The organism is Acinetobacter sp. SwsAc4 (assembly GCF_013391535.1).
Classification (GTDB): Bacteria; Pseudomonadota; Gammaproteobacteria; order Pseudomonadales; family Moraxellaceae; genus Acinetobacter.
On sequence record NZ_JACAXC010000042.1, the window covers coordinates 1 to 21,864 of the forward strand.

At 38.7% G+C, this 21,864-nt stretch carries 21 protein-coding genes, 1 other RNA gene and 2 pseudogenes; 5 read left to right on the plus strand and 19 right to left on the minus strand.

The features are described from left to right. Positions 1-340 precede the first annotated feature (340 nt). Positions 341-1,708 carry a phosphoribosyltransferase gene (locus tag HYG88_RS14310; RefSeq protein ID WP_034602634.1) on the minus strand — a complete coding sequence of 456 codons (1,368 nt, stop codon included), beginning with the start codon at positions 1,706-1,708 and terminating at the stop codon, positions 341-343. Positions 1,709-1,797: 89 nt separating this feature from the next. Next, a protein-coding gene (locus HYG88_RS14315) for an IS5 family transposase (protein WP_100243228.1) occupies positions 1,798-2,620 on the minus strand; the annotation gives its coding sequence in 2 pieces (ribosomal slippage) (positions 1,798-2,238 and positions 2,240-2,620; 822 coding nt in all). Between the two features lie 318 nt (positions 2,621-2,938). On the opposite strand from HYG88_RS14315, the gene HYG88_RS14320 reads away from it, so the two are divergent. Beyond that, positions 2,939-3,388 (plus strand): ABZJ_00895 family protein, encoded by a 450-nt coding sequence (locus tag HYG88_RS14320; RefSeq protein WP_005158208.1) that lies wholly within the window; start codon positions 2,939-2,941, stop codon positions 3,386-3,388. 71 nt (positions 3,389-3,459) lie between these two features. Beyond that, positions 3,460-4,365, plus strand: coding sequence for a TIGR01777 family oxidoreductase (locus HYG88_RS14325; protein ID WP_005158206.1), 906 nt, complete (start codon positions 3,460-3,462; stop codon positions 4,363-4,365). Here HYG88_RS14325 and thiO read toward each other — a convergent pair. After that, the gene (gene thiO / locus HYG88_RS14330; protein ID WP_005158200.1) at positions 4,351-5,472 is read right to left on the minus strand and encodes a glycine oxidase ThiO; all 1,122 of its coding nucleotides are present in this window, start codon (positions 5,470-5,472) and stop codon (positions 4,351-4,353) included. The genes HYG88_RS14325 and thiO overlap by 15 nt on opposite strands. Positions 5,473-5,551: 79 nt before the next feature. Then, positions 5,552-6,565, minus strand: a complete 1,014-nt coding sequence (gene hemB / locus HYG88_RS14335) for a porphobilinogen synthase (protein WP_005158198.1) — start codon at positions 6,563-6,565, stop codon at positions 5,552-5,554. A gap of 171 nt (positions 6,566-6,736) precedes the next feature. Here hemB and HYG88_RS14340 point away from each other — a divergent pair, with 171 nt between their 5' ends. The 3 genes from HYG88_RS14340 to HYG88_RS14350 all read left to right on the plus strand — a co-directional run bounded on the left by HYG88_RS14340 (position 6,737) and on the right by HYG88_RS14350 (position 10,182). Beyond that, positions 6,737-7,234 carry a thioesterase family protein gene (locus HYG88_RS14340; protein WP_004663409.1) on the plus strand — a complete coding sequence of 166 codons (498 nt, stop codon included), beginning with the start codon at positions 6,737-6,739 and terminating at the stop codon, positions 7,232-7,234. Between the two features lie 266 nt (positions 7,235-7,500). Beyond that, complete coding sequence (locus HYG88_RS14345) at positions 7,501-8,649, plus strand: HlyD family efflux transporter periplasmic adaptor subunit (RefSeq protein WP_005158195.1); 1,149 nt, start codon at positions 7,501-7,503, stop codon at positions 8,647-8,649. A 6-nt stretch (positions 8,650-8,655) separates the two neighbouring features. Next, entirely contained in the window at positions 8,656-10,182 is a 1,527-nt protein-coding gene (locus HYG88_RS14350; protein WP_005158194.1) for a DHA2 family efflux MFS transporter permease subunit, read from the plus strand. Positions 10,183-10,305: 123 nt separating this feature from the next. On the opposite strand, the pseudogene HYG88_RS14355 reads toward HYG88_RS14350, so the two are convergent. The 15 genes and pseudogenes from HYG88_RS14355 to HYG88_RS14425 all read right to left on the minus strand — a co-directional run. After that, a pseudogene (locus HYG88_RS14355) lies at positions 10,306-10,458 on the minus strand (Arm DNA-binding domain-containing protein); the annotation flags it as partial. 2,379 nt (positions 10,459-12,837) lie between these two features. After that, a complete protein-coding gene (locus HYG88_RS14360; protein WP_005158186.1) occupies positions 12,838-13,305 on the minus strand; it encodes a hypothetical protein in 468 nt (155 codons plus the stop codon). A 7-nt stretch (positions 13,306-13,312) separates the two neighbouring features. Continuing rightward, positions 13,313-13,495, minus strand: a complete 183-nt coding sequence (locus HYG88_RS14365) for a hypothetical protein (RefSeq protein WP_005158182.1) — start codon at positions 13,493-13,495, stop codon at positions 13,313-13,315. Between the two features lie 219 nt (positions 13,496-13,714). After that, a complete protein-coding gene (gene ssb, locus HYG88_RS14370) occupies positions 13,715-14,041 on the minus strand; it encodes a single-stranded DNA-binding protein (RefSeq protein WP_005158180.1) in 327 nt (108 codons plus the stop codon). 247 nt (positions 14,042-14,288) lie between these two features. Continuing rightward, the gene (locus HYG88_RS14375) at positions 14,289-16,385 is read right to left on the minus strand and encodes a DUF3987 domain-containing protein (RefSeq protein ID WP_256731794.1); all 2,097 of its coding nucleotides are present in this window, start codon (positions 16,383-16,385) and stop codon (positions 14,289-14,291) included. After that, positions 16,382-16,684, minus strand: coding sequence for a hypothetical protein (locus tag HYG88_RS14380; RefSeq protein ID WP_005158174.1), 303 nt, complete (start codon positions 16,682-16,684; stop codon positions 16,382-16,384). Before HYG88_RS14380 ends, HYG88_RS14375 begins: the two co-directional genes overlap by 4 nt. Continuing rightward, on the minus strand, positions 16,677-17,063 hold the full coding sequence (locus tag HYG88_RS14385) for a hypothetical protein (protein WP_218647898.1): 387 nt from the start codon (positions 17,061-17,063) through the stop codon (positions 16,677-16,679). The genes HYG88_RS14380 and HYG88_RS14385 overlap by 8 nt, the downstream gene beginning before the upstream one ends. A 2-nt stretch (positions 17,064-17,065) precedes the next feature. Then, positions 17,066-17,260, minus strand: coding sequence for a hypothetical protein (locus HYG88_RS14390; RefSeq protein ID WP_178883326.1), 195 nt, complete (start codon positions 17,258-17,260; stop codon positions 17,066-17,068). An 8-nt stretch (positions 17,261-17,268) separates the two neighbouring features. Continuing rightward, a complete protein-coding gene (locus tag HYG88_RS14395) occupies positions 17,269-17,637 on the minus strand; it encodes a hypothetical protein (protein ID WP_178883327.1) in 369 nt (122 codons plus the stop codon). Then, the gene (locus HYG88_RS14400) at positions 17,634-17,846 is read right to left on the minus strand and encodes a helix-turn-helix domain-containing protein (protein ID WP_178883328.1); all 213 of its coding nucleotides are present in this window, start codon (positions 17,844-17,846) and stop codon (positions 17,634-17,636) included. The genes HYG88_RS14395 and HYG88_RS14400 overlap by 4 nt, the downstream gene beginning before the upstream one ends. Before the next feature lie 4 nt (positions 17,847-17,850). Beyond that, a complete protein-coding gene (locus HYG88_RS14405) occupies positions 17,851-18,060 on the minus strand; it encodes a transcriptional regulator (RefSeq protein ID WP_178883329.1) in 210 nt (69 codons plus the stop codon). Between the two features lie 129 nt (positions 18,061-18,189). Further along, the gene (locus HYG88_RS15350) at positions 18,190-19,158 is read right to left on the minus strand and encodes a hypothetical protein (protein WP_178883325.1); all 969 of its coding nucleotides are present in this window, start codon (positions 19,156-19,158) and stop codon (positions 18,190-18,192) included. A 148-nt stretch (positions 19,159-19,306) separates the two neighbouring features. Continuing rightward, positions 19,307-20,536, minus strand: coding sequence for a tyrosine-type recombinase/integrase (locus HYG88_RS14415; RefSeq protein ID WP_178883330.1), 1,230 nt, complete (start codon positions 20,534-20,536; stop codon positions 19,307-19,309). A 179-nt stretch (positions 20,537-20,715) separates the two neighbouring features. Continuing rightward, positions 20,716-21,075, minus strand: a transfer-messenger RNA (tmRNA) gene (gene ssrA, locus HYG88_RS14420). 185 nt (positions 21,076-21,260) lie between these two features. After that, positions 21,261-21,531, minus strand: a pseudogene (locus HYG88_RS14425) (hypothetical protein); the annotation flags it as partial. Positions 21,532-21,864 lie beyond the last annotated feature (333 nt).

Below are 21,864 nucleotides of genomic sequence, written 5' to 3' on the forward strand. Positions count from 1 at the left end.
GTTCAGATGGCTATTCTACGTTTGATTGGTTTTGGAAAAAAAGAAGAATTTAAGAAAGTGCTCGCAATTTTAAGAAAGAAAAAGCCTGATAGGACAAGGGCTCTATGAAATTTGTCGTGTACAGAGATCAAAGTTTTTAACTTCAATAGTACAAGTAAACGCATTTGTTCCGTTGCCAGCTGAAAATGGAGCAACAGGTTATTATATTAAACTGCAGTATAATGTTAATAATCTTAAACGGTCGTTTGATGATAGATTAATTTTTGCATATTCTAAATTAGAGCAAACATTGGATGTTCTTGATTGAAATCTTATTTGTCTTTAATTCAGTAGTACGGAATCATAACTTCTTACTTTTTTGTTTAATTTCGCTAATTAGTGATAAAATTTTACTTTCATCTCTAAAGTCTTTATATAAACGATTTATATTATCTTGTCGTGTTGAAGGAGACACTCGACGAAACAATCTGATTTCTAAAAATCTTTTAATACTATCGATATCCTGTTCATCACTAGGTAGTACAAATTCTTTACTTTCAATTATTTTCGGCAGGTCAAAGAAATTGATCATTTCATCCATGATGATTAGGTTCTCATGGTCAATAACTTCACTTATACGTCTAAAATGAGGAGAGTTTTCATCTTCTTTTTCGGTAATAAAAATATAATGAGTCGAAAGTTGTTTAAGGGATGCGATTAGCTTTTCTGAGTAGAATGGGCCAACGGATATTACTTCAAACTTTTCATATCCTAATTTATTGTGTTCATTCCCAATTAATTCAATAAATAGTTCAACAGATTTCCCTTCAACATATATGTTTAAGGTATTCTGAAGTGCTTGAGGGTGCTTTGCTGTAGCTGCTTGTTCTAGCTTAGGATAGAGTTTATCTATTCCATTTATATTTGAGACTCTTGGAATTAATGGTATCCAGCCATTAGAGTCACCACAAATACAATTAATTGTTGCATTTGGTGTATTGTAATAAAACGCAAGTAATGCTCCTATACCTCCATAACCTAGTCCACGATATTTCGATAGTTTCTCGAAATAAGACTTTCTAGTTGCAAAGGTCAAACCTTCATAGAAAATGGAATCTAGCGATTTGACAGTATCTTTCTCATCGAATTCTAATGCAGAAAAAACATCTGCTAATTCAGTTTCCTGAACTTTTTTAATTCCTGATTTAAAACCAATAGCAGTGAGTACAAAAATATTTTTGACTCCAAGCGCAAATACTCTTTCAGCAATTTCTTTTAGTTCTTGTGAGGCTTGGTCACCTGTTCCGATGAAGTCATCGACTAATACTAAATTTTCGACTTTTCCTTCCTCAAGATATCTAATATTTTCAGCATCAAGAAAATTTGCTGATGCTAATTCATTAATAAGTCTAAAATTATATGCGATCATTGCACCACTCTTTGCTCCACCTCCAATTGAAGCATACATAGTATTTTTGAGAGACAAAGAAATTCCTTTATTTTTAGCTTGCCTATTTAATTTTGAATAGGCTATAGATAATGCTGAATTAAGTTCTTCGGGGCCAATGATATTTAAGTTTTTTATGATTCTAAAAGCAATGTCAAAATCTTCATTATCAAATTGTAGCATCCAAGTTACTACTTCATTTAAATCTTTCTTAATAGACCAACAATTAATAATTTTTTCAATTTCTATTAATTTATTTTCAATTTCAATTGGATACTTCATTTTAATCAACACATATCGCATTGATAATTATTTTATTAGATTAATTGTCTGTTGAATAGATATAGATAATAGATCTCTTGCGAAAGTCATTATTGCAAGTTTATCCGGTTTACCAATGCAGCGATTAAATTAATGCGTAAACCGAATCTTTTCCGTCTATTTCGATAGCGTTCACTTAATATTCTAAATCTTTTCAATTGACTATTGATATGTTCGATCACAACTCGTATTTTTCCAATCATTCTATTGTACTTTTTCTCAGCCTTAAATAAGGGGGAATTCTTCTTTTTCTTTATGGGCATCAATAATTTAAAACCATCCTGCTCTAATCCGTAGTACCCTAAATCGGTCATAACATATTCACAATGTTTGAATTTCTTAACCGTTTTTCTTGCCAATTTAATATCATGCTGACTGCCATTCGATATATCTAGCCCTATGATTTGTTTGCTGTTCGGATGATAGATCACTTGTGCTTTTAGCGTATGTTTCTTCTTTTTACCACTGTAGAACTTACTCTGATTTTTTTTTCGGACGTTCTATTGAACATTCTGTCGCATCAATAATGACCCAGTTAAAGTGTTCGTCTGCTGTGGTAATGCTTCGTTTTGGCAGAGTAAAACGTCTTGATTTCATCAATGCATCTTCAACCTTTTTAATGGTTCGATTCACATTACTTTCAGCGATATGGTAATTTGCCGCTAATTCCAGTTGAGTGCTGTAGTTCCGTAAGTAATTGAGAGTTAATAACAACTGATCCTCTATATCTAAAGTATGAGGACGACCTGATTTCTTTTTGAGTGATTCTGCTTTTTCTAAAACCTCGACCATTTCAGTAAAAACTTGTCGAGGTACGCCAACCAAGCGTTTGAATTCAGAATCTGAAAAACGATTTAATTTCTGATATCTCATGAAATTTATATTGAGGTGGTTTTTACTTTCGCAAGAGGTTTAATTAAAAAATAAAAACCGACGATTCGAGTGATGATAAATCGTCGGTCAAAATCTTTTTCAACGGCTTTGGCTACTAACAAAGCCATTGTCAAAGATGGAGAGTCATAATGAAAGGTCACCGAAAAATATTGCGGATGCCGTGCAATGAACATTCGGTTGCTGCGACCTTGTACCCTATATAACGCTGCTAGGTGTGGATTGGTTGACATAAAAATGAAAAAAAAGTGAAAAAAATTTATAATTATTTTTGAAGTAGATTAGATTTGGTTTATTTACATGATTTCATTGCGTTTGTACTACCTTTGGTTTTTTATTGTGTGCTTGATTTCTAGCCTAATCGCTGGAGTCATCGCTGCAATTTTACCTAATAGCATTGGGGGAGTGCTTACAGCCATTCCTTATCTAATTGCAATGATTTTTGTTTTATTCAAATTTCTAAAAAAACAACATCGTGCACCAACCCTCTCGGAAAAGAAACGATTAAGCCTTGGATTTAGCCTCATTTTTTGGGGTTACAATGCATGTGGTTTACTCTTAGGATTGTTTATTTTTGCACGTAAAGATCCAGAAATTTGGCAAAATTTTATTTTATATTTCAAGCAACCTATGTTTTTAATTACTGTTGTTGCAATTTGGTTGATGATCGCAGCACCGTTATTTTTAATTACGTATTGGTTTTATGGCGCACAAGCACAACGAATGGCAAATAAGATGTTTAACGGGTAATAAAGTTCACTTGTAATTCACCTGTATTCTGCTAAAACTTTTAATACGATTCATTTTTGATAGATCAGTCCATGAAAAAAATGACGGTATTGGTGACAGGTGCAAGTGGGTTTATTGGTTCTCATCTTTTACCTTTTCTATTGAAAAATAATTTTCAAGTGATTGCACTGACACGACAAAAAAATAAAGCTTCATATGATTCAGATTTAACATGGGTGAATGATTTAGATGAAATTAAAGTCATTGAAATTGACTATGTGATCAATTTGGCTGGTGAAAATATTGGTCAAAAACGCTGGACTGATCAAAGAAAAAAACAACTGATACAAAGCCGAGTGGCCATGACGGAGAAACTTTATCAGTGGTTACAGCAAAAAAGCATCTTCCCCCAATGTATTATTTCTGGCTCAGCTATTGGCTATTACGGGATTGATCCTCAAGAAATGTGGGCGGCGATCTGTGACGAAAATACACCACCACAAGTCATCTTTATGTCAGAGCTTTGTCAGGCTTGGGAACAAACAGCACTTAAATTTACTCAACAAAATACTAAAATTATTCGCTTAGGGGTGGTGTTTGGTGATGGCGGAATCTTGCCGCAAATGTTGTTACCGATTCGATTGAATATGATTGCTAAAATTGGCTCAGGCAAACAACCTGTTGTTTGGATTCATATTCAAGATGTTTTAAGAGCAATTATTTTTTTACTTCAATTACAGGCTGATCAAAAAGTTTACAATTTAGTTGCTCCAGAACAAATCAATCAACAAGGTTTTGTTGATGTTGCTGCACGAGTTTTGAAACGTAAACCTTTTATAACGATGCCTAAATGCGTGTTTGAATTAGCATTAGGCGAACAATCACAATTAATTTTAAATGGTCAATATGTAACGCCTCAGGCATTATTCAAGCATGGTTTTAAATTTCAGTACCCCAATTTAGAGCAAGCCTTAACCGAAATTTTATTGGATCACTAAATTTTTTTTCTGCAAACGACTTGGTGAATAGGCACTTGGGTCAACAATAGGCGCTTGTTTTAAAATGAGTTGGCGTAACAATTGCGCCGAACCAGCACCCATACACAGCCCATTACGGAAATGCCCAAAATTGGCCCACAGGTTTCCAATTTCAGGCATGGCACCGATGTAGGGAATACCGTGTGGCGAACTTGGACGTAACCCAGCCCAGCGTTGCACAATCGGGAACTGTTCCAGCTCAGGCACCATTTCCAGACACGCCGTTAAAATATCCTGCTGCGTTTGCTCATCCACAGCCGTACTAAAACCACAGTCAGCCATACTCGAACCACAGACAATATGACCATCCTGACGTGGAATCAGGTACATCACCCGATTCATACACATGGTAGGTAACCAGTTTTCAGGTGTTTTGAACAGCAGCATTTGCCCCTGTATCGGCTGTACAGGAATTTGTCGATGTATGTGTTCTTCCCAATATTGACTCCATGCGCCCGAGGTCAGAACAACATGATCAGCATGAAAAACTTGACCATTTGAAGTTTGTATTCCGTGTACCGTTTTATTTTTAACAATCAGTTGATCAATTGAGCAGTGCTCAAAAAAACGAACGAAAGGATGCTGTTTAAGATAGCTGATGAGAGATTGTAATAAACGAGGATTACGTACATTCGACAGTTGCGGAAAATGGATGGCTTGTTGAAATTTTTCTGAAATATGCGGATTAATTTGTTCAAGTTGTTTGCGTTCTAACAAATTGCACTGTTGCATGGGTTCTTGATATTGACTGGCATAATTCAGTCCTACATCAAAGTCTTCCTGATCGAAAATCAGCATGCCTGTATTGTGGATTTGAAAATCAATCTCCGTGATAGGCAGAAGTTTTTCATTCCACATTTGATACAGCGATTTACCGTATTGAGCAAGATGATTAACTTCTGGTGCATAACGCCACGGGTACATCGGGGAAAGAATTCCACCGCCTGCCCATGAGGCAGCCTGACCTGCTTGTTGTTGATCAAAAATATCAACAGAGCAACCTTGTTCAGCAAGTTCTAACGCTGACATCAAGCCGCTAATACCCGCACCAATAATGGCAATATGCATAAAAAATTAAACCAATTTCAAAATTCACCTCTTTGATATTAAAGAGGTGAGGAGTGTTTTAGCTCAGTAAGGGAGATTGCTATCTCATCTCTTTGAGTTTACGTGCAGCATCTTCGGCAAAATAGGTCCAAATACCATCTGCACCCGCACGACGACAGCACATCAATGACTCTAAAATCACGCTTTCAGATAACCAGCCATTTTGAATCGCACCTGCAAGCATGGCGTATTCACCACTAACTTGGTAGACAAAAGTAGGTACACCAAAGGTATCTTTCACTTCACGAACGACATCCAGATAAGGCATACCCGGTTTTACAATCACCATATCTGCACCTTCCTGAATATCAAGTGCAATTTCATGCAATGCCTCGGCACGATTGCCGACATCCATTTGATAATTATATTTATTTGCACCTTTTAAATTACTTGCTGAACCCACTGCATCACGGAAAGGGCCATAGAAGCTTGAGGCATATTTTGCTGAATACGCCATGATATTGGTATAGATAAAACCATTTTGTTCAAGTGCTTGACGAATCGCACCAATACGTCCATCCATCATGTCACTTGGTGCAACGACATCAGCACCCGCTTGTGCATGGCTGAGGGCTTGTTTGACTAGGCATTCAACGGTTTCATCATTTAAAACATAGCCAGTTTCATCAATAATACCGTCTTGACCATGAGTGGTATAAGGATCAAGTGCGCCATCGGTAATCAATACCATTTCTGGTAATTCTTTTTTCAGTAAGCGGCAAGTGGCTTGAACCAAACCATCTTCATGCCATGCAGCTTCCGCCGTTAAACTTTTGTCTTCTTGTGGGGTTACTGGAAATAAAGCAAGCTTTGAAACACCGAGTTCGAGCAAAGTTTCTGCTTTTTTGAGTAATAAATCAGCAGATAGACGCTGCACATTTGGCATGCTTGGAATATCTTGAGTTTGTTGTTGTCCCGGTAATACAAATACTGGATAAATCAAATGATTAGCTGTAAGTTGTGTTTCACTGACCATGGCACGAAGTTGGTCATTTTTACGGATACGGCGCATGCGAGTCGCGGGAAAAGCGGGACGATTGAACGTATAAGTCATAACAATCTCGATGTTCAGTATTACACTATAGGAATAATTGAAATATTTAAGTCATGCTAGGGAGAGCTTAGCGGCTAAGTTCAATTAAATATCCTCGCTATTGTAGCCCCATAATTTTAGATTTGTACAAAATAATGGGATGTTTATCGTTCCTTTGGATTCAGGCAGCGTATGAATGATGTAAAGAAAAACTGGACAGGCAATATTCAGTTAGGTGCTAAAGCCGATCATGACGTGGTATTAAAGCAGCTTTGTAAAGCATTTAATTCTTCACCATTTTTTAAGCATTGTGGCATGAGCATGCGCGTTGTTGATGATCAAATTGAAGGTTATATCGAAATGCAGCCTGAGTTGGTGGGTAATGTAGCCTTCCAAATTTTGCATGGCGGTGTTGCAGCGACATTACTAGATAGTATTGGTGGCGTTGTTGCAATGGAACAACTTTATCGTCGTGCGACCCCAGAAGATCTTCCTGACACGATTAAGAAAGTATCGCGTTTAGCAACCGTAGATATGCGTGTTGATTATCTTGCTCCGGGTCGTGGTCAGTTTTTTACTGCACGTGCGGAAACATTACGTTTAGGACGCAAAGGTTGTACGATGCGTATGACCATGCTCAATGATGAAGCTAAGCCAATTGCAACGGCAATTGCTTCTTACGCATTCTAAGTATGATGTTCAATATGAAAGCGTCTTTTGACGCTTTTTTTATTGTTTACATGAAAGTAAAATAAAAAATTATCAAAATATAAGAATTGAACGCATCAGTTATTTTTTTTATTCTCGCCATATGATTTTTTATCGTTAAAATGCGATTTAAATTTTTGTTTGTATTTTGATCTTAGGTTTTAACAATTGGTTAAGTTAAAAAAACTAGACTGATCGGCTGATTAAACCAAAAGTTAAAAATCCCTTTAATTTTTCAGGAATAACATATGACTGACGCCCAAGCTAATCAACAAGATATTGCTGCTGATTCGGCATCAGATGATGCAATGAAAGCAAAACGTAAAAAGTTTTTAGGATTTTTCGCACTTATTCTTATCCTTGCAGCAATTTTGTATGCTATTTGGGCGTTGTTCTTTAATCATGCTGTCAGTACCGATAATGCTTATGTTGGTGCGGAAACGGCACAAATCACCTCAATGGTGAGTGGACAAGTCGCTGAAGTTTTGGTGAAAGATACCCAACAAGTTAAAAAGGGTGATGTTCTCGTTCGTGTAGATGAGCGTGATGCCAAAATCCAGTTGGCACAAGCACAAGCTGAGTTGGCAAAAGCGCAACGTCAATACAAGCAAAGCCAAGCGAATAGTAGCTCATTGAATTCTCAAGTTGTGGTTCGCAATGATGAAATTAATAGTGCACAAGCACAAGTAAGTAAAGCACAAGCAGATTTTGATAAAGCGAACTTAGAATTAAAGCGTCGTAATGAACTTGCCGCTTCAGGAGCGATTTCTAAAGAGGAATTGAGCAAAGCGCAAAGTGCAGTATCGACGGCAAAAGCAAGCTTAGATTTAGCTCAAGCGGGTTTAGCCCAAGCAACCTCAAGCCGTAAAGCCGCAGAAAGTACACTTGCTGCAAATGAAGCATTGATTCAAGGCTTCAATGAAGCGTCCACACCTGATGTTTTGGTTGCAAAAGCCCATGTTGAGCAAGCAACGCTTGATTTAGAGCGTACCGTTATTCGTGCGCCTGTTGATGGTGTGGTGACACGCAAGAATATTCAAATTGGGCAACGTGTTGCACCAGGTACTGTGATGATGTCAGTGGTGCCTGTATCTGCACTGTATGTCGATGCAAACTATAAAGAAAGTCAGCTTGCTAAAGTGAAAGCAGGGCAGAAAGTAACGCTTCGTTCAGACCTATATGGTGATGATGTGGTTTATCACGGGACAGTTCAGGGCTTCTCTGGTGGGACAGGTGCCGCATTTGCCTTGATTCCAGCACAGAATGCGACAGGAAACTGGATTAAAGTAGTACAGCGTTTACCTGTACGTATTACGCTTGATCCCAAAGAACTTGCAGAACATCCATTGCGTGTAGGGTTGTCGATGCAAGCGGACATTGATCTCGCATCGAAGTAATCAGCCATGAAAACGCAGAATCCTTTTGCAGAACTCAGCGGTGGGCGGTTAATGCTCGCCGCATTTGTCATTGCACTTTCCAACTTTATGGTGGTGCTTGATACCACCATTGCCAACGTTTCAGTCCCCCATATTACAGGGAACTTAGCTGTTTCTAGTTCACAAGGGACGTGGGTGATTACCTCTTACGCCGTTGCTGAAGCCATCTGTGTTCCACTTACAGGTTGGCTAGCTGGACGTTTTGGGACAGTCAGAGTTTTTGTCTTTGGGTTAATTGGTTTCACCATCTTTTCATTCCTATGTGGTTTGGCGACCTCACTGGAAATGCTGGTTTTTTTCCGTATTGGACAAGGGCTTTGCGGTGGCCCATTAATGCCACTGAGCCAAACCTTGTTGATGCGAATTTTCCCACCTGAAAAACACTCACAAGCCATGGGAATGTGGGCCATGACCACCGTGGTTGGACCAATTCTGGGGCCGATTTTGGGCGGACTGATTAGTGATAATCTGTCTTGGCATTGGATTTTCTTTATTAATATCCCTGTTGGAATTTTCTGTGTATTGGCAGCCATCCGCTTGCTGTCTGTAGCAGAAACTAAAACTGAGAAATTACGAATTGATGCAGTTGGTTTAGGTTTGTTAGTGCTGTGGATTGGTGCTTTACAATTGATGCTAGACCTTGGGCATGAGCGAGATTGGTTTAATAGTACCAGTATTATTGTATTGGCATTAACGGCAGTTGTGGGTTTTATTGTTTTCATGATTTGGGAACTCACAGAAAAGCATCCTGTGGTTAACCTGTATGTGTTCCGACACCGTGGTTTTGCAGTTTCTGTGCTGGCACTCGCTTTTGGTTTTGGTTCGTTCTTTGGCAGTATTGTCCTGATTCCTCAATGGCTACAAATTAACTTGGGTTATACCGCCACGTGGGCAGGGTATCTGACTGCAACTATGGGTTTTGGTAGTTTGACGATGTCGCCAATTGTTGCCAAGTTATCAACTAAATATGACCCAAGAGCATTGGCAAGTTTTGGATTAGCATTGTTGGGTGTGGTTACGGTCATGCGAGCTTTTTGGGTTACAGATGCAGACTTTATGTCATTAGCATGGCCGCAGATTTTGCAGGGCTTTGCGGTACCATTCTTCTTTATTCCACTGTCGAATATTGCAATGGGCTCAGTTTTGCCGCAGGAAATGGCATCTGCCGCAGGTCTGATGAACTTCCTGAGAACTATGGCAGGAGCGATTGGTGCTTCAATTGCAGTGACGATTTGGGATGATCACACGAAGGTAGCTCGTAGTGAAATGGTGAATAATTTGCACCCACAAGAAGTCCAAAACACCTTATTGCAAAATGGTTTTTCACCTGATGCAACACTCGCCACGATTGCAAATTTAGTTGATAAAGAAGCGATTACGATTTCGGCGAATCATGTGTTTATGATTTTGGCTATTGTATTTATCTTTGCCAGTGCCTTGATTTGGATGAGTCCCAAACCGAAGCAGATTACAGGTGGGCCAGCACCGCATTAACTTAAATAGATGGTTATTTCCAAAAAACTCGGACTTATTCATCCGAGTTTTTTATTTCAATCTGATATGAATGTTTATTTCGTCTTTGGGTTTTTTAAGTCACTCCTAAAAAGTAAACAAGTATTTACATCGTAGTTGCCACGATTTATTACCATCAGGTTTGACACGAAAATATAAGCCGTTGCCGTCTAGCTCCCGATATTCTTTTAATTCAGGCTCAAGGGTTGCAAGTACGGTGTCTGATAGCGGTCTACGTTTGATTTCTGTTCTTTTCATGGCTTGTACACCAGCGGATTCAATAAATCTTGCAATGTACATGGTAGTGTATACGGCGTATGTACACTGTAGCTAGTTATATTTGGTTATGTTTAGGCAAAAAAGGATTAAACCCTTTAGATTCAAGCCTTTATCTTTTAAAACTTGGCATATTTTGCGATGGCGTCAATTGAACAAAATTAATAAGTTATTGTTTATAAATAATAAAAATATTATTAAAAAGTTAGGGATACAAACTGGGATACAAATTATGTGCTGCTAGGCTGTTTTCTTGTCGGGTTTGGTGGGGAAAAGGGGAGTTCAACTCAAGATTTAAACTCGCTCGCACGCGCGCGTTTTTCTTGATTCTCTAGCACTTCAACAATTGTTTGTTGTGTTTTTTGGCTTCCATCATTTTATTGAAGTGAAGTATTTAAGCTGCTCACCATGATTGGTGGCTTAGGTGGGATTAGATTTAGAATCTTATCCATTGTGAGTAGCTTAAAGATACTCACTAACTATCTTTGAGCTAGTCGCTTGCATGGGTTTCGGTGATTACCGAAACGATAACGTAATCCTAAATTAACTTAGCCGTCCAAGTGGCTGATTAAGTAGCTTGGTTGTTTAGATGCGCTCAAATTTGAGCATATCCCCCAGTGGGGGGTAGTCCTATGTTCAGGTTATTTGCAGAAGTAAACCGCCCGAATAATCGCATTGTAGTTCTATTGGGATTTTAAGCCTTAAAACCACAATTCAATCCATCCCTCGCGTGCGCGCGCGTAGTTGTTGCGAAACTCAACTTTACGCACTGGAGAAAGTTAAGCGTTAACCTCAATTTGAGGATAGCCACACTGTATGACTGTACGAAAGTTCGTAGTTCATTACTGAGCGCAATTTTGTGCTTACCTTATAAAACAAGGATTTAGCCAACGCAATTTTGCTTCGGCCTACTGTTAGTAAATGTTAGTTTTTCGGACTGCTTTAAAAAAGAAAACCTGATAAACCTAAGATTCAGAACGGCGTAAATCCTAAGTAATCCTAAGGTCAAAACCTGACATTCACCTAATGCCCATCCGATTTAAATAGACAATAAACATTTGCAGCCTTTCCTGCTCTCTTTTTTCCAGTTCTCGTACAAGTGCGGAAAATTTCCTGTAGCGCATGTTTTTAGGCTTTTGATATATCGGCCAATCTCTAACGTCTTGTGACCATTGCAATCGACTCCTTAGCCGTCTGACGCGTAGTAGGGGAATATTCGACTTATTCCATTGTTGTGATATGTAGTTGAGTTGGTGGCATTGTCTGCAAGCGTACGCCCTGCATTTAAAATATAGTTTGGTACAGCGTTTACCGCATGAGCATAAAAACCAAAATCTAGCGCCGCCGTAGTTACAAGGTGAATGAGTTAAGCTCAGGTTATAACTACCGTAGTCGTTGCTTGCGGTGATGCTGATATTTTTATACTTTTTCAGGTCATCAGCACTGAATAAACTTTTTAGATTAAGTTGCTTAATACTTATAAAGCTGTAATTTTCCACGCTACCTTTTGACATAAAGCGCACTAATTCCCCTAATTATTTAGGCTCTAAAATAATGATATTGATTGTATCTGCTTTAACATTATTTTAACTTTTGAAAATCGGCTTATAACTAGGTAAATCCTTTATATATAAGCCTTTGCAGTGATTTTTTAACTTTAACAACTTTAACTTATTTGCTAAAACAGAAATTTTTTTATGAGTGAGTAGGTCGGTGCTGTCCGATCTATGTCATCACTCAACTTGATAGCTCCCCCCAGTGGTTAGCACTCAATCAACACTTGCACTCCTATAAAAAGAGAATGTTTGTTGCACGTAGTGATACAAGATAGGTATTCGTTAAAAACGGCGTAAACCTTGCAGCATATATACGGACCGTAATCGGACCGTGCCGATCTAAAGCAGCATTTGCGAAACAATCCTATGAAAGACAAAAACGGTTCAATTTCCCGTCTATAAAAAAGACTATAGGGGGGAGGTAAAATTTTAAAAAATTCATTATTTTTCTAGACCGCCCAGTACCACACTCACAAAAAAAATCTGATTTTCAAAAATAAGTTAAAAAGTTAAAGCTCATTTGTTTAACTCATTGATCTATTTGGCTAGGTATATCAATTGGGAGTGTTAAAAGTTAAAGCTGTGTTAAAACTACACGGTGGTTTTATTAGTCATTTTTATAATCAACTTTTTATTTTTACCTTTTTGCAAAACTCACCCTATGAAAGAGGCGTTTTTATCTAATCAGGCTGCATGAATCTAAAGCTGTTTATTCTATTGTCACGATTTCCATGATAGTTGAATCTGCATGATTATCTTGACCATTCAGCCAATAAAAAAGCCCCAGTTATAGAGGCTGTTTATATTAATTTGCTGTTTGTTGTATTTGTTCAGTGGCTTGCTTCTTAAATTCTGGATTATCTTTGACTTGATATAGCCATATTCCAAGCTGAAAAAGTGTGACAATACCTGCACCAATAATACCTGCCAGCACATTCTCGCCCACGCCTTTAATAAAGCCTTTTTTAGATGCTTTTACTATTTCATCATCTCTTAAACGCTTTTTATAGCCCTCTAATTCTTCAAAAATGGCATTATCAATAAAATCATTAACTCTGCTTTCCGCAATTTCACGATACTGTTGAATACGCAAGGCAGAATCAGATGCTAGGGTGAATTGTTTTAATTCTGCCTCACTTGGCTCGTTGCCATGTGTAATTTTAAATTGTTCAATCCAATCTAATTTTTCTTTTTTATATATTGTATAAGCAACCATGCCGACAAAGTCTTTGTCGTCAGTCACTAATTTGGTAAAGGTTTGATGTCTACTCATTGACTGATTAGCCTTTGCTAACGGCTCTAGCATAAGCGTTATTAATTTCTTGAGCAGAATAACGGCGATTTAAAATATCGTGTTGAATGCTGGCGGGTAAACTAGATACATCAGCCTTTTTTCCCTCAATCATATTTTGGTTAGCTTTACGAATTGAAGAAAGGCTTACACCTTTAAAAAACATTTTCATAAAAACTCTCCCTCTAAGACTGGGTGTGAATATGTCTAATCAATAGAGCCTAAAAAAGCCCATTATTTAGGGCTAATTGGTATAAGAGTGCCACACTGTTACTCTTATGAGTTCATTGTATTCTAATACAAATAAAAAACAACGATACGATACAAAAATATGCACATATACGGACAGGTATAGATTACGAAAAAGCTCCCCATATTTAGGGAGCTTCGATTAAAGCAACTGTAGAACATCCGCCCGAACTTCGACTATCTCCCGATCTGCACCACTTTGGTCTTTCCATTTCCTTGTTCTCAAGCTGCCCTCAATATAAACCTTGCTGCCTTTCTTGAGATACTTACTCGCAATCTCGGCTAAACGTCCGTTGGTGCTGATTCTGTGCCACTCTGTCGCTTCTTTGCGCTCTCCAGTGGTCTTGTCCTTCCAGTGGTCGGTAGTTGCAACGCTGAATGTCGTAACGCTACCGCCGTTGGAGAATTGCTTAGTTTCAGGGTCACGACCTAGCACACCCATTAAAATTACTTTGTTCACGTTTGGCATTGTTCAACTCTCAAATATATTTCATTTATCTAAAAAGCTGACTAAATGACTAAATTGCTCTGTAACTATTGATATATAAGGCTTTTCGTTCAGCAGTCACCCAAAACCGCTATGACTAAATGACTAAACGAAAAAATTAATGATTAAATCCATTTAGTCACTTAGTCACTTAGTCACTTAGTCAAAACGTGACTGCTAAGTGAAAAGCCTTGCCCTGTAAGGCTTTCAGGCTTATTTAGTCATTTAGTCACGATTCCAGTAATAAGGGATTAATTACAACGTATCGAGTACGCCCTAGTGATTCAATCTTGATGTGGTGTGAATCCTCTAGTTGCTGAATAACCATTTCCAAAAGGGTTTTGTTTTTCTGCATCGGTCTAGGGCATGAGGTTTGTATATATGAGTAAGTAAGTCTGTCTGTTTTTTGCTGCACACATTTACCGACAACCCACTTAATCAGCTTTTCAGCATCACTTTCCGCTTTAACCTCAATTTCTGCATACATTGCCCATTCATTTAATGAATGCTTAACGACCTCACAAGCTCCTTGTAGGGTTTTACCATCAATCTGTTGCAATCCCTCAAAATAAGCAAATACCGTTGCTAAACGGCGTGCCAATTGGCTTGCACGGCTCGCAAACGCTTGTAGGTACTCAAAACGCTTTCCTACACGTTGTAGCGACTCAATGACGTTATAAAACTCTGTATCAATCGCTATGGCTTCATTATTCATAGGAATGACATAACGCCCATTATGCAATTCATGCTCTGTCTGTACCTGTGGGCAGCTATCGAGCAATGATTCGCACCGTGTCCAGTAAGCAATAAGCCTGTGGTCTTTGTTGGCGTTTTTGTTGCGATATGCTGCATTTTGTAGGCGTGTGCCTGCCAAGTTTTCAGGAATAGTTAAGAGGAATCTAGGTAAAAAGCCTTGCCCTCTTAGCACTGGGTCTTTTAAAGCATTGTCTAAAACTTCATGCTGACCTTGTAAATTAAACGTCACCCGAACGTCATGCGCCCGACCACTGCCATTGAGGTTTGATTTTGAGCGTGTACGTTCCACATATCCATCATCAAACAATTTCGTATAACCGCCTAGTGCTTGGTTACGTGTATCGGCTTTCATGGTATGCCCACCGAAAAATTGACCTGCTTCATCACTTGAGATTGAAGCATTTTTCAAGATTCCATCAATAAACAATCCTGCAATAGATTCAAGGGTAATGTCACTGTATAGAGTGCTTGGGTCACTCGGTGGTGGATTCTCTGCACAGTACGCTTCACGGTCTTTTTTTGGTAATCCTGCTAGACCGCTTTTCCATTGCTCTAACTCGGTTCGATATATTTCGTACTGCTTGCGCTCATAGTCTAAAATCGCCCGATCTGCTAGATTTTTGCTTGTACTCTTACGGCTTCCGCTTTGCCCCTCAGTCAGTAGAAACAAGCTACATGGTTCGCCGTGTGCTTTGAATCTATCGGGTGCATTTACTTTAGCTTGGGCAATATGTGACATTGCACCAATAACACATTGCGCCGTCATTGCAATTGGTGATTGCACATGCTCGGAAATAGCCAAAACCGCTTCTTTTGCCAATAAGGGCAGTGCATCAATAGGGTAAGGGTTGCTTGCTACTGATTCCTCTTGTTGTAGTGGCAGCAACTCGCCCCAGTGTTGAGAATCTGCATCTTGATTGAATGCACCTGATTCAATAATCTGCTTCCGTTTCTCAAGAAAAAATGTTTCTATTTGCTGAGAGGTAAACGCTCTAAAAGAATCATCCACTTGAACAAATAAATCAGAATTATCTTTAGGTGCAGACTTGCCCGCAATCAATCTAAAAACATTTTCAGGCATACCACTGTTTAAAATCTTGTATGCTTCATCTAAACTTTGATGCAGCAAAACCGCTTTGCCTGCCTTAGCAAGTTGAACAAATAAATCCATATCATTTGTACCGACTACATACGATAAATGAGGTTTATTTAAACTGCTTGCAAATACTCCAGCTTCACCAATCAAAAACGATACTTTCTGAGAATCAATTTCTTTGTGGGGTGTCTGCTCTGTGTCGTATTTTTTGGCGATACCTCTGATTGCATAGCCTATAACCTCGCTCAATTGGGTTGGATTTATGAGCGTGTAGGCTTCGCAATTTTCACAGTTATAACTAGGCAATTTAGAACAAATATAGCTCTCAGGCTTAACTTTGAGATTGCGCTCATCAATACAATTTGTCGCAAAATCTTCTAGCTGAAAAAACTCTACCCGATGCCCTGTTACTGGGTCGATATTGACCACTATAGGCGTTGGTTTATTTAAAATATCGGGGTGTTTTGCATTCATACCTCACCCCCTTGAGATTTCCATTCTTTTTCGTATTGTTTTGCCATTTCTGCATGATAGCTATGACGTTCTTCTGCTAGGTATGAGTACATATCTAAAACTGTACGCAAGTCATCAAAATAGATTTGATGTACACCTTGTTTCTGTAGTTTTTTGCTTAGGTCTATGAAGTCACGGCGAATACGATCAATGGCCGTTTGCATCCAGTTCATATCGTATTCAGCTAGCGACTGAATGTCGTGCATGTCACCAGCATCGTATTTTTTAGGTGTATTTGTAGAATTGATTTGATTAGGCATGATGATTGCCTCCTAAGACTTTTGAGTTTTGAGAAGTTCCACCAGATTTAAAACTGGTGAGGGGATTCACTCTTGCGGTCTTAGACGCACCCAACATATTCGCCATTGCTGACTTATTTTGTTGTGTCATCCCCTCATAGAGGGAGTGCAGCCTTGTTTGCATGGCTGTGATGCTTGCGCTGTTTAAATGCAAAGATTGAGAGCCGATGCAGTTAAGAGGCACAAAAAAACCTGAATGACGTTCAGGGGTAACGCTAAGACTTTTTGAGAGGTCTACAGCATAAGCGGAACGACTGCACGTTGCAAGAATTAAGCAAAATCCAAGAAAGCAAGCGGCTAAAAATAAGCCCTTGAGTAATTCAAGAAAGATAATTTTCATGCTCACAACTCCTCTTGTATGATTTCTAGAACTTCAATCATCTGTGCTTTGATTTCTGACATTGAGAAGTTTTTTCCCTCCTCAATATCAATAATCAAACCGACTGCAACATCATAGATATTGGCTAACCGCAATTCGTCATCGGTCATGGGTTGGTTGTCGGCTTGAGTTGCGGATCTAAAATCTATTTCGCTCATACTGCCACCTACTGCACACGGTTAAAATTAGAGTTCGGATTAATCAAAACCCCATCATTTGATAAACCGACCTGTTGGCGGTTATCCATCATCTGCAATAAACGCTGTTCTGCTTCTTCAAAACTGATGCCAAAATGTTTGGCTATATCTTCAAGGCTATACATCGGGTCGCCCTCATCGGTGTAACCGCTTGGCGGTGGCAATAGGTTTAATTCCTTAGCCTTTTGGTGCATTTCCTCTTTAATATGCTCAGGCGTGTAGTGCATTGTTAAAATGAGTGCCTGCTCGGTGATGGGGTGGTCATCTCCGTATTGCTTCACCATTGCTTTGTAGTGGTTAAAGGCTTTAAAAAATTCAGGGTCAATATGCTTATTCATGCTGCCACCTCCTTAACAAGCTCATAACGTGCATGTCTGCCAATGCCTGACTTATTGCGCTCGTTATGGGTCACGATTTCAAAACCCTGCTTTCTTAATCGGTCAATTACAGCCGAAAGGCGGTAGCAGTCACATAGCTCTATGGCTTCGGCTTGGCTTATGGTTTTGCCTTGTTGGAGGTGGTTTAAGACAGTGGTTTGATGGTTCATGTTCTTATGCCTCCATCAGGCTTAAACGCTGCTTGTTGTGCCACTCCACAAGCTCGGTATAGTCGAAATAGACTGGTGCTTGTTTGGTGTCGCCAGTCTTGATAGGTCGGGGAAATGTGGCATCTGTACGCACGATATGGCGCAATGATTCACGGCTTACATCAAGAATTTGGCAAGCTGTTTTGAATTGAACACGGATTGGTGTGATAGTCATAAAAAAACCCACTTATACAAAAATATAGTGGATTTAGTATGCTTATGATTTTTAAAGCATTGTTCTAAATAGAATCAATATCGTTCTATTTAGAATGACTTTCGTTCTATTTAGATTCTAATTAGAATTTTATGAGTTAAATTTCCTATGAGCTTCCCTAAATAAGTTTCCACACGTATCTTTCCCAGGTATCTCTATGCCATTCGAATTACAAAAAGCTTCCAATTGCGTATATGCAGACTGGTGCTGGGATAAGTCTAAATCAGCCATTTTAGCCAAACCATAAATAATTTGATTTATAGAGTTAGCTCTTTTAGGATGTTGTTTTATCTGTTCTTTTACTACTTCCATATCATTTTTTTTAATTCTAGATACATTTTGAATAGGCTCTCTATGTTTTCCATCGAGCAACAATTGCAAATCTTCACCAAATATTAAACATTCTTCTTTCTTTATCATACGATCTGAAAATTTGTCTTTATCTTCATAATTATCGGCAAATCTATCAAACCAGAAGCCAGTCACCCAGTCAGGGACTTCATGCTCCATTGATGGCACATAATAATTGCCATCTTCTTCATTAAAGACATAGTGAAGACTATGGGTAGAATCAGAATAAAAGATAGATTCATAAAAATGGTGATACCTTAATTTATCAGTATACTCAAAGAAAAATAAATCATTTAATATTTGGTCTTTGATACAAAACTCAGAATGTTCAAGTGAAAATATATTATCAAACCTTACTTCACTTAAGCTTATTTCACCCCTTAGCAATAAGTCTTTAATATAAGCATCATGTAAAATTAAAATCGAGCCTTCTTCCTCAATTGTAGATAAACAATAAGTCACAGCCTTAACATGTTCTATTAATAATTCTGGGTCTTCTGTCCATTCATACCAATCAAAATTTAATGTTCCACTTGATAGGTGGTTTTTTTCATGACTAGGGTCTTTGAAAATACCTAGTCTAATATATCCCTTGATAGCCAATTGAAAAAAATAAGAATCATCAATATCGAGCCTTTGGGGGAAAAGCCCATGAAACAGTCTTGCAGCTTCATCTATTGAATAAAAAGTCTTTAAAGGTAGGTTCATCTAATTGCCTCCCACAGCATCCCCAAAAAGCTGCTAGGTAAACAAGTTGGGTACTTGCTTTCGGATGCCTCCTATACCTAGCAATCTGAATATAAACGATATTAAGCTATATTTGTGCATTTATTAGCTAGTAGTGCGACATACTTTGTCACTTCGCCTTTTTAAATTGAATAATGCTCTGATCTGCAATTTCTTCTAAATGATTGGCGTACCATTGCATCATGCTTGCTCTGTCATCTAAATATTGAGCCTTGTTATATACGCCTGCCACACCGTCCTTTACGTGTGCCAGTGCTGCTTCGATATGACGTTCATCAAAACCACGATTGTTTAACAAGGTACTCGCAATATGTCTAAATCCGTGTGGTGTCTGTCTGCCCTCATAACCCATGCGGCGCAAAGCCATAATGAAAACTGTGTCTGACTTCGGCTTGCTCTTGTCCGATCTGCTCGGAAATAAGTATTCAGAATTGGATTCATAGCTTTGCAATTCTTTTAATAGGGTAGTGGCTTGAGTTGGCAACGGTACAAGATGCTCGCGGCGTTTCTTCATACGCTCGGCTGGTATATTCCAAACCCCTTGATCTAGGTCGAACTCCTGCCACTTGGCTTGTCTTAGTTCAGTTGGTCTGCAAAACAACATAGCTAAAAGCTGTAAGCCTATACGCACGTCCATAGTCGGATAATTATTGATAGCTCTTAACAAGGCTGGTAACTCAGGTTCAGCCACATGCAACATATTTTGTTTTTTGCCTTGTTGTAGATATTTTTGAATACCCTCAACTGGGTTGTAGTCCATGCGCCCTGTGACCTTTGCAAAGTCGTAAATATCACGACACATCGAGCGCATACGGTTCACCTGTTCAAAAATACCTTTCTCTTGCTGAATACTTTTTAATAAGTTCATCCATTCAATAGGCTTTATGGTGGTGTACAAGCGTTTCCCAAAAATCGGAAATATATGTTTTTCCAGTGCGCCTTTATTTCGGGTCATGGTGTCCTGTACCCATGATTCCTTTTTTGTGTCTAACCATTCACGTGCTAAAACTTCAAAGGTTGCACTGTGCTGTTCTATTTCTTTGCGCTTACGTTCTTGTTTGGTGATGATAGGGTTATCACCTTTTGAAATGTCGTTTAAAAGTTCTTGCGCTTTTTTACGTGCTAACTGTCCTGATATTTCAGGATAGCCACCAATACCTAACCATGACCATTTACCATCAGCTTTTTTATATCGTAGTTGCCACGATTTATTACCATCAGGTTTGACACGAAAATATAAGCCGTTGCCGTCTAGCTCCCGATATTCTTTTGATTCAGGCTCAAGGGTTGCAAGTACGGTGTCTGCTAGTGGTCTGCGTTTTATGTCTGTTCGTTTCATTTTCTTGTATCCCTGCCAGTTCAATAAATATGAGGGGATACACGCTAGGATACATGGCATGTATCCCTGTGGCTAGTTATATTTAGTTATGTTTAGGCAAGAAAAAAGGCTCAAACCCTTTAGATTCAAGCCTTTATCTTTTAAAACTTGGCATATTTTGCCATGTTTTGTTAGGTATTTGGTGGAGATGGCGGGAGTTGAACCCGCGTCCGCCAGCACTACACTCGAGAATACTACATGCTTAGATATCGTCTATTGTTTTAACACCAAGCGACCCGACGAACAGGGTAAAAGGTGCGATCCTCTAAGTTTGGTATAAAGCCCCGAGGCTTGACTTTATACGGACTTGTGTGCGTGCGCTTCGGTCGGGTTCACTGACCACAAGTATTCAGTGAAGCGGACAAGCTGCCCTTAGGCAGCTAGAGCGTAAGTTTCGTCGTTTGCGACTATTAAAATGCAAATTTTATTTACGAGAGAAAATGCGCTCTCGGCATGCATCTATGAGCTTCATCACCAGCGTCGAAGCCAATAACATCCCCATATATGAAAGAGCATCATAGCATAAATATTGAAAATTTAAATCTAAATTTACCGGCTTTGAGATTTGTGGTTAAAAACCGATCTAATTGAAATTATAAATTAATTGCATGTCTTTAAGAATTGGCTTTTTAACGTTTAGTTAAATTGGAACTTCAAAGAAGCAATATACATTTAAATCTCTTCATTAAAACAATAGCATATGACTCGGCAGCTTAGGTTCATGCCAACCAACACCTAAAGCCCGAATAAGATCTACGCTAGCAATCATTCGACTGCCATGAAGCTGTGCAGCGAGTTGCTCTTGCTGCAAAATTCCAGTCCGAATCAATCACATCCAGATAGCTGATACTGCCTTCACGATAACGCAAATGTGAAAGCTGATTGGCATGTAGGAATGACGCAAGTGCTTGTACGTGTGCCTGTATTTGCTGATCCAGAATACGCTGATCAGATAGTTCATATACTGATTAAATCCTTATTTTACATTTTCAATACTAGTTATATACAGCGCTACAAATTTAAAGAAATATGAATATGCGAACATATTCAAACTGGTTAATTTTTATGATTTTACGGTTCATAAAAACTATTTATCAGTTTTTCGCTGTTTATTTGATCGCACTTTTTGCCTGTATCACCTATGAGTTTTTTTTAAATTAACTCTCTGTACACGACAAATTTCATAGAGCCCTTGTCCTATCAGGCTTTTTCTTTCTTAAAATTGCGAGCACTTTCTTAAATTCTTCTTTTTTTCCAAAACCAATCAAACGTAGAATAGCCATCTGAAC

Excerpts from the sequence above, each read along its gene's own strand:
- HYG88_RS14310 (WP_034602634.1), bottom strand. The coding sequence starts at position 1,708 with ATGAAGTATCCAATTGAAATTGAAAATAAATTAATAGAAATTGAAAAA.
- HYG88_RS14320 (WP_005158208.1), top strand. The coding sequence starts at position 2,939 with ATGATTTCATTGCGTTTGTACTACCTTTGGTTTTTTATTGTGTGCTTG.
- HYG88_RS14325 (WP_005158206.1), top strand. The coding sequence starts at position 3,460 with ATGAAAAAAATGACGGTATTGGTGACAGGTGCAAGTGGGTTTATTGGT.
- thiO (WP_005158200.1), bottom strand. The coding sequence starts at position 5,472 with ATGCATATTGCCATTATTGGTGCGGGTATTAGCGGCTTGATGTCAGCG.
- hemB (WP_005158198.1), bottom strand. The coding sequence starts at position 6,565 with ATGACTTATACGTTCAATCGTCCCGCTTTTCCCGCGACTCGCATGCGC.
- HYG88_RS14340 (WP_004663409.1), top strand. The coding sequence starts at position 6,737 with ATGAATGATGTAAAGAAAAACTGGACAGGCAATATTCAGTTAGGTGCT.
- HYG88_RS14345 (WP_005158195.1), top strand. The coding sequence starts at position 7,501 with ATGACTGACGCCCAAGCTAATCAACAAGATATTGCTGCTGATTCGGCA.
- HYG88_RS14350 (WP_005158194.1), top strand. The coding sequence starts at position 8,656 with ATGAAAACGCAGAATCCTTTTGCAGAACTCAGCGGTGGGCGGTTAATG.
- HYG88_RS14360 (WP_005158186.1), bottom strand. The coding sequence starts at position 13,305 with ATGAGTAGACATCAAACCTTTACCAAATTAGTGACTGACGACAAAGAC.
- HYG88_RS14365 (WP_005158182.1), bottom strand. The coding sequence starts at position 13,495 with ATGAAAATGTTTTTTAAAGGTGTAAGCCTTTCTTCAATTCGTAAAGCT.
- ssb (WP_005158180.1), bottom strand. The coding sequence starts at position 14,041 with ATGCCAAACGTGAACAAAGTAATTTTAATGGGTGTGCTAGGTCGTGAC.
- HYG88_RS14375 (WP_256731794.1), bottom strand. The coding sequence starts at position 16,385 with ATGAATGCAAAACACCCCGATATTTTAAATAAACCAACGCCTATAGTG.
- HYG88_RS14380 (WP_005158174.1), bottom strand. The coding sequence starts at position 16,684 with ATGCCTAATCAAATCAATTCTACAAATACACCTAAAAAATACGATGCT.
- HYG88_RS14385 (WP_218647898.1), bottom strand. The coding sequence starts at position 17,063 with ATGAAAATTATCTTTCTTGAATTACTCAAGGGCTTATTTTTAGCCGCT.
- HYG88_RS14390 (WP_178883326.1), bottom strand. The coding sequence starts at position 17,260 with ATGAGCGAAATAGATTTTAGATCCGCAACTCAAGCCGACAACCAACCC.
- HYG88_RS14395 (WP_178883327.1), bottom strand. The coding sequence starts at position 17,637 with ATGAATAAGCATATTGACCCTGAATTTTTTAAAGCCTTTAACCACTAC.
- HYG88_RS14400 (WP_178883328.1), bottom strand. The coding sequence starts at position 17,846 with ATGAACCATCAAACCACTGTCTTAAACCACCTCCAACAAGGCAAAACC.
- HYG88_RS14405 (WP_178883329.1), bottom strand. The coding sequence starts at position 18,060 with ATGACTATCACACCAATCCGTGTTCAATTCAAAACAGCTTGCCAAATT.
- HYG88_RS15350 (WP_178883325.1), bottom strand. The coding sequence starts at position 19,158 with ATGAACCTACCTTTAAAGACTTTTTATTCAATAGATGAAGCTGCAAGA.
- HYG88_RS14415 (WP_178883330.1), bottom strand. The coding sequence starts at position 20,536 with ATGAAACGAACAGACATAAAACGCAGACCACTAGCAGACACCGTACTT.